The following is a 12720-nucleotide window of genomic DNA, read 5'->3' as shown; positions in this document are numbered from 1 at the left end:
AATGGCAAACTTGAAGCCGCAGACCTTGCGGCTACGGCTTCCAAAAGTGTTGGCGAGCCTATACATCAGCCGGACGGCAATAACAAGGGTAATCCCAGGAAACGATGGCCGAGACAGTTTCACGCGATATCGACCTGAACGATGGCAAGGCCGCGGACCGCAATCGCCGCTCGGTAATGCCGCTGCGGCGGCTGGCGCCTTATCTCGGCCGGTACAAGGGCCTTGTCGTCGGCGCCATCGTGGCGCTGGTCCTTGCCGCCGCCACCACGCTGACGCTACCCATTGCCGTGCGACGCATGGTGGATCATGGCTTCACCGCGGCCAACAGCCATTTCATCAACAATTATTTCGGCATGCTGGTGGTGCTCGCCGCCGTTCTCGCCTTCGCCTCCGCCGCGCGATACTATTTCGTCATCACGCTTGGCGAGCGGGTCGTGGCGGATCTGCGCCGCGACGTGTTCTCCCATGTGACGACCTTGTCGCCGATCTTCTTCGACAGGACGCAGTCGGGCGAGATCGTCTCCAGGCTCGCCGCCGACACCACGCAGATCAAATCGGCCGTGGGGGCGACCGCGTCGACGGCGCTGCGCAATCTCATCCTTGGCCTGGGCGCGATAGCGATGATGATCGTCACCAGCCCGAAACTATCGGCGCTGGTCATCGCGGCCATTCCGCTGGTCGTCCTGCCGCTGATCGCATTCGGACGGTCTGTGCGCCGGCGCTCGCGCACCGCGCAGGACATGCTGGCCAATGCCACGGCCTATGCAGGCGAGCAGATATCGGCGGTTCGGACCCTGCAGGCCTTCACCAACGAGACGCTGGTGACGAAGCACTTTTCCGCCGCGGTCGAACATGCTTTCCATGCTGCCCGGGCCTCGATCCTGGCGCGTTCGTTCCTCACGGCCTTCGCCATCTTCATGGTGTTTTCCAGCGTGGTGGCGGTGCTGTGGTTCGGCTCGCGCGACGTCCTGAACGGAACGATATCGCCGGGAACGCTCGGCCAGTTCCTGCTCTATGCGGTATTCGCCGCGGGTGCGCTCGGCGCGCTGTCGGAGGTATGGGGCGAACTGGCGCAGGCGGCCGGTGCTGCCGAGCGGCTGACCGAACTTCTGGCTGAGGAGCCGGCGATCGCCGCGCCAGCCCACGCGATCGCCATGCCTGCGCCGGCGCGCGGGGCGCTTGCCTTCGACCATGTGCGTTTCAGCTATCCGGCGCGGCCCGACGCGCCGTCGCTGAACGATATCAGCTTTGCGGCGAAGCCTGGCGAGACCATCGCCATCGTTGGCCCGTCGGGCGCTGGCAAGAGCACGGTCTTCTCCCTGATCCTGCGCTATTACGATCCGCAATCAGGCAGCGTCACCATTGATGGCGTCGATCTGCGTCAGGCCGATCCGCTGGATGTGCGCGGCCGCATCGCGGTCGTGCCGCAGGATGTGGCGATCTTCGCCGCCTCCGTGCGCGACAATATCGGCTTCGGCAGGCCGGGCGCGAGCGATGCGGAGATCGAGGCCGCGGCGAAGGCCGCACTCGCCCATGATTTCATCCTGGCGCTCGAAAACGGCTATGATACCGAGGTGGGCGAGCGCGGGGTGACGCTTTCGGGCGGCCAGCGCCAGCGCATCGCCATTGCCCGCGCGATCTTGCGCAATGCGCCGATCCTGCTGCTCGACGAGGCGACTTCGGCGCTCGACGCGGAAAGCGAGATGCTGGTTCAGAAGGCGCTCGAACATCTGATGGAAGGGCGCACGACGCTTGTTGTCGCGCACCGGCTGGCGACTGTGCTCAAGGCCGACCGCATCCTCGTTCTGGATGAGGGGCGGATTGTCGAGGAGGGAACGCATAAAAGCCTCGTCAGACAAGGCGGGATCTATGCCCGCCTCGCCAAGCTGCAGTTCGAGGCGGGAGCGGACGCGTTTCGCGGTGCGGCGGAGTAGACCGATCGTTTCTACTCATCAAGAGTTCTTAGCTGCAGCCCGGCCAGCGGATCGGCCGGAAAAGAGGCAGCCGCCGAGGAACGTGCCTTCCAGCGCGTTATAGCCGTGGTAGCCACCGCCTCCAAAGCCCGCGGCTTCGCCGGCCGCATAGAGACCGGTGACCGGCTCACCCGAAGCATCCAGCACCTGTGACTGCAGATTGGTGTGGAGGCCACCAAGCGTCTTGCGCGTCAGTATATGCAGGCGAACGGCGATCAACGGCCCTGCGGCCGGGTCGAGGATGCGATGCGGCTTTGCCGTGCGCACCAGCCTGTCGCCGATATAATTGCGCGTGCCGCGCAGGGCTATCACCTGCGCATCCTTGGAAAATTTGTTGGTGATCTCGCGGTCGCGCGCTTCGATTTGTGTGCGCAGATGGTCGAGATCGATCCGCTTCTCACCGGTCAGTGCGTTCATTCTCTCGACCAAGTCAGGGAGATTGTCTCGCACGATGAAATCCTCGCCATGCTGCTTGAATGCCTCGACCGGTGGCGGCGCGCCCTTGCCGAGCCGGCTCTTGAGGAGCAGCTTCCAATCCCTGCCGGTCAGGTCCGGGTTCTGTTCAGAGCCGGAGAGGGCGAATTCCTTTTCAATGATCTTCTGGGTCAGCACGAACCAGGAATAATCATAGCCGGTCGAAAGGATGTGCTTGAGCGTGGCGAGCGTATCGAAGCCCGGCAGGCAAGGGGCGGGGAGGCGATTGCCTGTCGCATCGAACCAGAGGGAGGAGGGGCCGGGCAGAATGCGGATGCCATGATTGGTCCAGATAGGGTCCCAGTTCTTCAGACCCTCCGTATAATGCCACATGCGATCGGTGTTGATCGTGGCGCCGCCGGCTTCCACTGCAATGCCGATCATCCGGCCGTCGACATGATCGGGAACGCCGGCGACCATATGGGCCGGCGGCTCGCCCAGCCGGTCACGCGGCCAGTTCTTGCGCACCAGGTCGAAATTGCCGCCAATGCCGCCAGATGTGACGATGATTGCGCCAGCTGACAGTTCAAACGATCCGACGACTTCCCGGCTCGATTTTTCTCCTGGACCAGCCGAGGTGGGCTCGAGGATTTCGCCGGCGACGCCGGTGACAATACCGTTTGTCTTGACGATGGTGCTGACGCGATGGCGGCATTTGATGGTGATGCGGCCTTTGGCTGCCGCATCGCGCACGCGACGCTCGAACGGCTCGAGCACGCCGGGTCCGGTGCCCCATGTGATGTGGAAGCGCGGCACGGAATTGCCGTGTCCCGTGGCAAGGCCGCCGCCGCGCTCGGCCCAGCCGACCACTGGAAACCAGCGTAGCCCAAGGGAATGAAGCCAGGCGCGCTTTTCGCCGGCGGCAAACTGCAGATAGGCCTCGGCCCATTGTTTCGGCCAGTGATCCTCGGGACGGTCGAAACCGGCGGAACCCAGCCAGTCCTGCCGGGCGAGCTCGAAACTGTCCTTGATGCCGAGACGCCGCTGTTCCGGCGTATCGATCATGAAAAGCCCGCCCAGCGACCAGAAGGCTTGTCCGCCTATGCCGTTTTCGCCTTCCTGTTCGACAAAGATGACGCGTTTGCCTGTAGCCGCCAACTCGGCCGCGGCGACAAGCCCGGCCAGACCCGCGCCGACGATGATGACATCAGCATCGGTTGCCATTTCCCCCTCCTTGTTTTTCACAACAAAAGGGATACTCCCATCCCCCTCTGTGCCGGCAGCCCCTCTCCTGTTGTCATCCGAAGTCCTCGGGTTAAACCCGAGGATGACGGAGGGGCTACCGCTCCGTTAGTTTCAGCTCGATGCGGCGGTTGCGGCTCCTTGCTTCGGGCGTGTCGGCGGGATCGAGCGGCTGATATTCGCCGAAGCCGGCCGCCACCAGACGATTGGCCGGAACGCCGTTGGCGATGAGGAATTTCACCACTGCGGTGGCCCGTGCCGACGACAGCTCCCAATTGTCGCGAAAGCGCCCTGTGCCGGCGAGCGGTACGTTATCCGTATGCCCATCGACGCGCAGGACCCAGTTGATATCGTCAGGGATTTCCTTGTTCAGCTCGATGATCGCGCCGGCGAGCTTCTTCATCTCGTCCTGGCCGGCGGGGTTGATATCGGCTGATCCGGTGGGGAAGAGCACTTCCGACTGGAAAACGAAGCGGTCGCCGACGATGCGGATATTCTCACGGTCGGACAGGATCTCGCGCAAGCGGCCGAAGAAATCGGAGCGATAGCGATTGAGTTCCTGAACGCGCTGGGCGAGCGCCACATTCAGCCGCTTGCCGAGGTCGGCGATTTTGGCGTTTGATTCCCGGTCGCGCGCTTCGGAGGCGTTGAGTGCAGCTTCGAGGGCACCGATCTGGCGGCGCAGTGCGCCGATCTGCTGGTTGAGCAGCTCGACCTGCGACAGCGCCCGGGCGCTGACCTGCTTCTCGCTTTCGAGATTGCTTGAGAGTTCGCCTATGCGGCTCTCCGCTGCGGCACCGGCACCGGCTCCCTCGCTCAAAAGGCTCTGCAGGCGAGAGCGCTCGCTCTCGGCCTGCGCAAGCGACGCCTGCAGATTGGCGATATTGTCCTGCAGGTCCTGCTTGTTGCTGCGCTCAAGCGACAGGAGCTGGGTCAATTCGTTGATCTGGCTGTTGAGCCGGTTCAGCACCGTATCCTTGCTGGTCACTTCCTGGCTCAGAAGGAATTGTGCCAGCACGAAAACGGAAAGCAGGAACATGATGGCGAGCAGCAGCGTCGACAGGGCATCGACGAAGCCCGGCCAATAGTCGATGGTCCGGTTCTGGCGACGGCTGCGGGCGAGCGCCATGGCTTATTTCACCTCACGCTGCTGCTTGGCGATGGCGGTGCCGAGCTTGTCGAGCGTCGTGCGGATCGCCTTTTGTTCGTCCGCCTGCTTTTCCACCCAATCGCGCATCAATTGCTGCTCGCTGCGCATGTTCTTGACCAGGCCCTGAATGCCTTCGGCGAGATTGGCGAGCGCCGCGGTGGTGCGCTGGCTGGGCGCGCCGGCTTCGTGCATGGACTGCAGGCGTTCGGCCAGAATCCGCAGCTCTTCCGTCGAACCGGGTGCTCCTTCCTGGGCGATGAGATCGGAGCCCAGATCGGTGACGGAGGAGAGCCAGTTCTCCAGTTCCGTATAGAAGCGGTTCTGAGCGCGGCCGGCCTGCAGGTCGAGAAAACCGAGAACGAGCGAGCCTGAGAGGCCGAAGAGCGAGGAGGAAAACGCCGTGCCCATGCCATGCAGCGGCGATTGCAGCCCCGCCTTCAGCGCATCCAGCACGCCATTGGCGTCACTCGCACTCGGATCAAGAGACTGGATCGTCTGGCCGATCGAGCCGATGGTCTCGAGCAGGCCCCAGAAGGTGCCGAGCAGGCCGAGAAAGACCAGAAGCCCGATCAGGTATCGCGAAATATCACGGCTCTCATCGAGACGGGTGGCGATGGAATCGAGGATCGACCGCATGGAAGTCGTGGAGAGTGCCATCGATTGACGGCGGCCGATCAGCGCCCGCATGGGCGCCAGCAGGACCGGTTCCCGGCCGCTCTTTTCCTCGAAGCCGCCGCGAAACGAATTGACCCAGCGGATTTCCGGAAAAAGACGCAAAACCTGGCCAAAGGCCAGCAGGATGCCGACCAGCAGGACGCCGAGGATGAGCCCGTTCAGTCCGGGATTGGTCATGAAGAAGCTCTGTATCTGGCGAAACAGAATGGCGGCGAGAAAGGCCACGATGATCAGGAAGATCACCATCGACAGAACGACAATACGGGGGCTCGACAGCCTATAGGGATCGAAATCCTCCCCGATATCCAGATCTGCCCTCGATGCTTTCGATCTCGCCATATATTCCCACTCCCGGCCAAATCCACGCCCTGCCTGCATAAGCAACGCTACAGGATGCGGAGCCTAACCGAAATTGCGGCGAAATTGAAAGGACGAAACAGAAGCTTTTCCGCTTGTCGTCCCACTATCTTCATGGTCTTGCGGGATTTATCGGGATCGGCGCGTGGGAACGGCCGTCGCGCGGCGCATCAGGCGGGTTTGATGGGCTTCTTCAGCACTTTCAGCAGCGCGGAATGGATGGCCTCGTTTCCGGCGACGACGGATTTCGTCTCGAACATGTCCTGGCCGCCATTCTTGTCGGAGAGAAAGCCGCCCGCCTCGCGAATGAGAAGAATGCCGGCGCCGATATCCCATGGGAAAAGCGCATCTTCCCAAAAACCGTCAAGGCGCCCGGCGGCGACATAAGCCAGATCAAGCGCAACCGCGCCAAGGCGACGGATGCCCGCCGTCTCGCCCATGACGTTGCGCAGCTCGAGCAGGTAATTGCCATGGTGACCGCGGCCCAGATGCGGCACGCCGGTGCCGATGACTGCATCCTGCAGCTTGGCACGCGCTGCGACGCGCAGCCGACGATCGTTCAGGAAGGCGCCGCCTCCGCGTTCAGCCGTGTAGAGCTCGTCCATGGCAGGATTGTAGATGACACCGGCGACGATCTGCCCCTGGCGCTCCAGTGCAATGGAAACGGCGAATATGGGAATGCCGTGCAGGAAGTTGGTCGTGCCGTCAAGCGGGTCGACCAGCCAGCGATGCTGGCTGTCGCTGCCTTCAATGGCGCCGGTCTCCTCCATGAGGAAGCTGTAGTCAGGTCTTGCCCGGCTGAGTTCCGTATGGACGATGTCCTCGGCGCGCTTGTCCGCCTGACTGACGTAGTCGCCCGGGCCTTTCAGGGAGACCTGAAGGTTCTGCACTTCGCCGAAATCGCGCGCCAGGGAACGTCCGGCCTTCATCGCGGCCTGGACCATGACATTGAGTATCGCCGAACGCGCCATTTGTTAGTTCCTTTGATCCGTCATCCTCGGGCTTGTCCCGAGGATCTACCATAAGAGAAACATTAAGGTTTCCATCTAGGCGACGGACTTTATCAAAATTGCCAAGAGGATATGTTGAGGATTGTGCTCTTCTGATCGTAGATCCTCGGGACAAGCCCGAGGATGACGACGGGAATGTTAATCCGCGCGGCGGATATAGGTCAGCTCGTTGGTATCGACGATCACGCGCTCGCCCGACGCGATGAAGGGCGGAACCAGGATACGGATACCGTTTTCGAGGATCGCCGGCTTGTAGGAAGAGGCCGCCGTCTGGCCCTTCACGACCGGATCGGCTTCGGTGATCGTGAGCGTCACCTGATCCGGCAGCGAGATGCCGATCGGTTTTTCCTCGTAGAGTTCCACGGTGACGGTCATACCGTCCTGCAGGAAGGCGCCGCGATCGCCGACGAAATCCTTCTGGAGCTCGAGCTGCTCATAGGTTTCGGAATCCATGAAGACCAGCGCATCGCCCTGCTCATAGAGGAATGTGAAGTCCTTCTGCTCGAGACGGACCTTCTCGACAGTCTCGGCGGCGCGGAAGCGTTCGTTGAGCTTGGTGCCGTCGATGAGGTTCTTCAGTTCGACCTGATTATAGGCGCCGCCCTTGCCGGGCTTCACCGCGTTGGTCTTAACTGCCGCCCAGAGGCCGCCATTATGCTCGATGACATTGCCGGGGCGGATTTCATTACCGTTGATCTTCATTGGGTTATCCGGATCGTTCTTGAAAGAAGGGCGCGGTAATGCCGAGGATGGGCATAAGCCGCAGCAATCGGGCTTCCAAGACCATATATTAAGGATTTACGCAAGACTTAGGCGCAAATTCCGCCGAGGCAATAGAGGTTTGGCGTTCAGCGCAGCCTGTTGGCGCGCGCCATCGCCTGCTTGATCTGATCCTCGGCCAGGCCGTCCATGAAGCTATCGAGATCATGGGCGGCGAGCCCGGCGCGGCGCGCGACGATATACCATGCGGCGGCCTCGATAGAATCGCCGTCGGTGCCGATGCCGTCGCGATAGAGCCGCGCGAGGCGGGCCTGGGCCGCCACATTGCCGCCCATGGCGGTGCGGTGCATCCAGCGGAAGCCGGCCGTGTAATCGCGCGGGCCGCCGCGTCCCTCTATATACCAGCTGGCCAGGTCGAGCTGCGCCGTGTCGTAGCCCTGCCTTGCCGCCCGTTCGAGATATTCTCTCGCCTTTTCGTCGTCGCGCGGGATTTTCAGCGTGCCGTTGGCATAAATCTGGCTGACGGCATATTCTCCATCGGCAAGCTTCGCCTCCGCTGCTTTCATGAACCAGGGAAACGCCTCGTCGAGACCCGTCTCGCCGGGATGATTGACCATCATCAGCTGGCCGTAGTTGAACTGTGCCATGCGGTTTCCGGCATCGGCCGCCGCCTTCATCAGCTTCTCGGCCTTGGCCTTGTCACGAGGGATATATCTGCCCTGGAGCAGCATGGCTCCATAGCGGAACTGCGCCTCGGTCACACCCTGCTCGGCGGCTTTTTCATACCAGCGTGCCGCTTCGGCCTGGTTTATGGGCACGCCAAGTCCGCGCGAATAGATCTCGGCGGCGAGCGTCTGCGCGGCGGGATCACCCTTTTCAGCGCGGGGCAGCGCAAGGTTCAGCGCCGTAAGATAGAGCCCGCGCTGGAATGCGCCGAAAGCCTCGTCCGCCGGCTTTTCGCCGAAACGGTTCGGGTCGATGGGCGGCAGGGATTCGGTCGAAGCCGGTTGCTTCAGCATGACCGGCTTGTCGTCCTTCTCCGTGGGGGCCGCGGCTTGCGCAAATGCGCCGGGCAGGGCGGCGAGCATCGTAAAGGCAAGAGTCGCGCCAAGCGCCCTCGTCCTTCGAGGCTCACCCTCGCAAGCTCGGGATCGCACCACGAGGGTGAAGGGGCGTGTGGGATTCCGCATCATATTCAATTCTCGAAGCGCGGGGCGGTTTCGTCAAGCAGCCGGTTTGCCTCGCGCATGGCTTCCGCCGGATCGGCGCTGTCGAAGACAGCGGCACCGAGAGCCACGAATTCCGCGCCGGTCGCGGCCGCCTGCTCAATGCTTGCCAGGGCATTTCCTGCCTGCACGATGCAGGGTATCTCGACCATGCCCGCCCACCATTCGGCAAGGCCGATATTGCGCGAATGCGGCTCGGGCTTCTTGTCGGCGCCGATCTTGCCGAACAGGACGTAGTCGGGCTGCAATTCGCCGATTTCCAGGGCGCCATGACGGTCGCGCAGATTGCCCATGCCGACGATCAGCCTTGGAGAGTGGCGTTCGATGGTTTCGGCAAGGTCGGCAACCCTACCTTCGAGGTGCACGCCATCGGCGCCGACGCGACCGGCAATACGTGTGTCGTTGAGGATCAGCGCCGCCGCGCCCGCTTCCTGTATGACGGGAACTGCCTGTTCCGCCACAGTCTGGAACGTCGCCTCGTCCAGGCCGGTGGAATCAAGAATGACGCTTGCCGCATCGCCGCCCGAGAGCGTCTTGCGCAGAAGGCCGGCAAGTGCCGCGCCATCCCCGAGCGGCGGAGCGACGAGAACGATACGGCAGCGGTCGGCTTGGTTCGGCGTGGTCATGGATGAAGCCTAAAACGGAAGAAAGTGATCGAATTCGGGCATAGAGCATGACATGCCGGTTGAACAGTCCCCTTCGTGGAAGGGGATGAACAGTGGGCTTCACGAAAACATGTCTCGCCATCGGTGCGGCAGGCGGCTATGAGAACGCGTTCCTCAGAGTTTCTTCCATGCACGACCTCCTTGCCAATCCCTGGTTCTATGCGACTGCCGTTCCGGCGGTTGTCCTTGTCGGCCTCTCCAAGGGAGGGCTCGGCGGCGCCATGGGACAGCTCGGCGTGCCGCTGATGACGCTGGTGATGGCGCCGGTGCAGGCGGCTGCGATCATGCTGCCGATTCTCCTGGTGATGGATGTGGCGAGCCTGTGGAGCTGGCGCGGTTATCGCGATGTCAAGACGCTCAAATACATGCTGCCGGGCGGCATGATCGGAATTGGCCTGGGCTGGCTGATGGCGGCGGTGGTGACCGACGACATGGTTCGGCTGATCGTCGGCGCGGTCGCGGTGCTGTTCGTGCTGCGCTATGTCTTTGCCGGCGCGGCAGGGCGGGCCAGGTCGAAGCCGCATAATGTCATCGCCGCGACGGGCTGGTCGACGGTCGCCGGGTTCACCAGTTTCGTCGCCCATGCCGGCGGGCCACCCTATCAGATCTATGCGCTGCCGCTCAGGCAGGACCCGAAGATCTACAATGGCACCAGCGTCATCTTCTTCGCCATCGTGAACGCTGTGAAGGTCATCCCCTATTTCGCACTCGGCCAGTTCGATGCAACCAATCTGTCTGCCTCCGGCGTTCTCGCGCCGCTTGCGTTCGCCGCGCCCTTTGCGGGAGCATGGATCGTCCGCCGGATGAAGCCGGAAGTCTTTTACCCCTTCATGTATGCCATGGTCTTTCTGACCGGATCGAAGCTTATCTACGACGGCGTTGCCGGTATGTTTTGAACTGGAACGAAAGTTGATCATCCCGATACTGAATTCGGGCTCTTTTAACGGGAATATGAACTTCGCCGGCTTCGCGAATGCCAATATATGTTCTATCTGGCCGGCTATAGGTTCAACCAAGAGTTGGCAAATCAAAGCCGGGGCCTTTCCCGGTCGTTTACAGGGATGACCATGCAGGTTCCAAACAAACGGGATACTCGGATCGACGTGTTCAGGGCGCTGGCTCTGTTGACGATCTTCGTCAATCATGTGCCCGGTACGATTTACGAGCATCTGACCCACAGAAATCTGGGCTTCTCGGATGCTGCAGAGGCCTTCGTGCTCATATCCGGAATTGCGGTGGGGCTTGCCTACGGGGCAAAGTTCCAGCCGGGCAGCCGTCTTCTGATCGGGCTGAAGATGTGGCGGCGCGCTGGCGTGCTCTACATCACCCATATCATGACGACTATGGCGACGCTGGCCATTTTCTGCGGCGCGGCGATCTTCTTCAAACGTCCGGAATTCCTGTCCCAGATCAATATCGGGCCGGTGATCAAACATCCGGTGGAGTCGCTCTTCGGCATGGCGACGCTCGGCCACCAGCTCGGCTACAACAACATATTGTCAATGTATGCGGTGCTTCTCCTGCTGGCGCCGGCATTTCTCCTGCTGGCACGCATAAGCCTGCGGCTGATGGTCGGTGTCTCGGGCCTCCTCTGGCTTCTTGCCGGCATCTATCGTCTCGGACCTCCTAATTATCCGAACGATGGCGTCTGGTTCCTCAATCCGCTGTCGTGGCAGTTCCTGTTCGTCATCGGCATCACCGGGGTCCTGCATGTGCGCCGCGGCGGCCGGATATCGGCCAATCCGTGGCTGCTCGGGGTATCAACTGCCTATCTGCTGCTAGCCTTTGCATGGGTGCGGGTGCCGTTGTGGGGTATCGATGTTTCGATGGGGCTGCCCGCCGTCCTGACAGGTTTCGACAAGACATTCCTGTCGGCGCCGCGGCTCCTGCACGTTCTGGCGGCGAGCTATCTCATCGTGGCAATCCCGGCGCTTTCAAACCTGGCGCGCACGGCGTCCGATCATCCGCTGGCGATCCTCGGCAAGCATTCGCTGCCGATCTTCGTCGCGGGGACGATCCTTGCCATGGCGGCTCAGGTGATGAAGCTCGTCAATCCCGGCGGTCTTCCCTACGATACGCTGCTGATCGCCACCGGCATCGTGGTGCAGTTCGCGCTGGCCTATTATCTGGAATGGCTGCCGCGCATCGGCTGGAGCGGCAAGGGTGCACCGAAGCCGGCTGCGGCGGCTTCGCCCTCTGCAGGTCCGGATCCCTTGCCCGGCAATGATTTTCCCGCGGGAAAACCGGTTCTCCAACCGGTCTGATTCTGCAATGACATGGGGATGGCGCCGCGATGTGATCGCGGCGCCATTTCGTTGTCGATGGTTCGGAAATCCTTAACCGAGTTAACTCTTCATTAATCCTAAGCGTGTTAAATGCTTGATATCCGGTTTATCTGGATACTTACCGAGTGGTTTTGCCACTCTGTTTGACGCCTCCCTGTTAAACTCCTGAGAGCCGCCTTTGCGGCTCTTTTTTTGTTCACAATTTTTTGGGAGGAGGCGGATTGCATTAACCCTTTCTTAAACATAATCTTGCGCGACAGTGTATTGCGAGTCAGTTTACGGTGGAATTCATGACCCAGCCTGTTTCGCCCGCTTTTGGTTCGTGATCGAACCGGAGCAACGACGAACAGGCTTTGTCGATTAAGTTGAATGATCATCTGCCATGAATAGCGGCGATGCGGGGTTGCGAAGAGTATCATGATCGAACATGAGTGCCGGAACGACAATACCATTCGGCTGGCCGAGCGCGTCGTCTTCTCCGATTCGTTCAAGCCTCTCTATAAGGAGGGGATGAGCCTGGTCGAGGAGGCGGCAGCCTATCTCGATGGTGCCGGCCGCGGCGAGGCGAAAGCCCTGTCGCGCTCTGCGGCGACCTTCTATGCCGCCGAATCGATGCGCTTGACCACGCGCCTCATGCAGATAGCCTCATGGCTTCTCCTGCAACGTGCCGCGCGCAACGGGGAATTGACCCGCGAACAGGTGGCGCTGGAAAAAGCCAAGGTCCGCCTCGACACCTCTTCGGCCGCCGAGGCCTTGCCGGGCTGGGCGGAAATGCCTGCGGATTTCGTCAATATCATCGAGCGATCGCTGCGGCTGCAGGATCGCGTGCGGCGCATGGATGACGAAATCTATGGCGAGCACAGCCTCTCGCATGCGGCGGCGAACAGCAATCCGGTGTCGGATCAGCTGGTGCTGCTGCAGACGGCCTTCGGCGGGCGGTAAATTCGGAGCAGGAATTCGCTATTCGTTCCGCTGTGGAGCGAATGAAGCGCAGCCTTCTTTG

At 61.5% G+C, this 12720-nt stretch carries 11 protein-coding genes; 4 read left to right on the top strand and 7 right to left on the bottom strand.

The window, feature by feature from the left end; translation table 11 throughout:
• Positions 1 to 104: 104 nt before the first annotated feature.
• Entirely contained in the window at positions 105 to 1934 is a 1830-nt protein-coding gene (locus ATN84_RS17735; RefSeq protein WP_068883094.1) for an ABC transporter transmembrane domain-containing protein, read from the top strand.
• A gap of 18 nt (positions 1935 to 1952) precedes the next feature.
• Here ATN84_RS17735 and ATN84_RS17730 read toward each other — a convergent pair whose 3' ends face one another.
• The 7 genes from ATN84_RS17730 to ATN84_RS17700 form a co-directional block, all read right to left on the bottom strand.
• Entirely contained in the window at positions 1953 to 3611 is a 1659-nt protein-coding gene (locus tag ATN84_RS17730) for an FAD-binding dehydrogenase (protein ID WP_068883092.1), read from the bottom strand.
• A gap of 115 nt (positions 3612 to 3726) precedes the next feature.
• Complete coding sequence (locus tag ATN84_RS17725; RefSeq protein WP_068883089.1) at positions 3727 to 4758, bottom strand: peptidoglycan -binding protein; 1032 nt, start codon at positions 4756 to 4758, stop codon at positions 3727 to 3729.
• Between the two features lie 3 nt (positions 4759 to 4761).
• A complete protein-coding gene (locus ATN84_RS17720; protein WP_068883087.1) occupies positions 4762 to 5793 on the bottom strand; it encodes a MotA/TolQ/ExbB proton channel family protein in 1032 nt (343 codons plus the stop codon).
• Positions 5794 to 5981: 188 nt separating this feature from the next.
• Positions 5982 to 6782: an inositol monophosphatase family protein gene (locus ATN84_RS17715; RefSeq protein WP_068883085.1), complete on the bottom strand. Its 801-nt coding sequence runs from the start codon at positions 6780 to 6782 to the stop codon at positions 5982 to 5984.
• A 177-nt stretch (positions 6783 to 6959) separates the two neighbouring features.
• A complete protein-coding gene (gene efp / locus ATN84_RS17710; RefSeq protein WP_068883083.1) occupies positions 6960 to 7523 on the bottom strand; it encodes an elongation factor P in 564 nt (187 codons plus the stop codon).
• A 146-nt stretch (positions 7524 to 7669) separates the two neighbouring features.
• Positions 7670 to 8629 carry a tetratricopeptide repeat protein gene (locus tag ATN84_RS17705; RefSeq protein ID WP_068883081.1) on the bottom strand — a complete coding sequence of 320 codons (960 nt, stop codon included), beginning with the start codon at positions 8627 to 8629 and terminating at the stop codon, positions 7670 to 7672.
• A 107-nt stretch (positions 8630 to 8736) separates the two neighbouring features.
• Entirely contained in the window at positions 8737 to 9393 is a 657-nt protein-coding gene (locus tag ATN84_RS17700; RefSeq protein ID WP_068883079.1) for a thiamine phosphate synthase, read from the bottom strand.
• A 167-nt stretch (positions 9394 to 9560) separates the two neighbouring features.
• On the opposite strand from ATN84_RS17700, the gene ATN84_RS17695 reads away from it, so the two are divergent.
• The 3 genes from ATN84_RS17695 to rcdA all read left to right on the top strand — a co-directional run bounded on the left by ATN84_RS17695 (position 9561) and on the right by rcdA (position 12659).
• Positions 9561 to 10328 carry a sulfite exporter TauE/SafE family protein gene (locus ATN84_RS17695; RefSeq protein WP_068883559.1) on the top strand — a complete coding sequence of 256 codons (768 nt, stop codon included), beginning with the start codon at positions 9561 to 9563 and terminating at the stop codon, positions 10326 to 10328.
• A 165-nt stretch (positions 10329 to 10493) separates the two neighbouring features.
• Positions 10494 to 11696, top strand: a complete 1203-nt coding sequence (locus ATN84_RS17690) for an OpgC family protein (RefSeq protein WP_068883557.1) — start codon at positions 10494 to 10496, stop codon at positions 11694 to 11696.
• A 438-nt stretch (positions 11697 to 12134) separates the two neighbouring features.
• Complete coding sequence (gene rcdA / locus ATN84_RS17685) at positions 12135 to 12659, top strand: protease adaptor protein RcdA (RefSeq protein WP_068883077.1); 525 nt, start codon at positions 12135 to 12137, stop codon at positions 12657 to 12659.
• Positions 12660 to 12720: the final 61 nt, after the last annotated feature.

It is taken from the genome of Paramesorhizobium deserti (assembly GCF_001558695.1).
Taxonomy (GTDB): domain Bacteria; phylum Pseudomonadota; class Alphaproteobacteria; order Rhizobiales; family Rhizobiaceae; genus Paramesorhizobium; species Paramesorhizobium deserti.
This window is presented reverse-complemented; position numbering and strand designations above follow the sequence as displayed.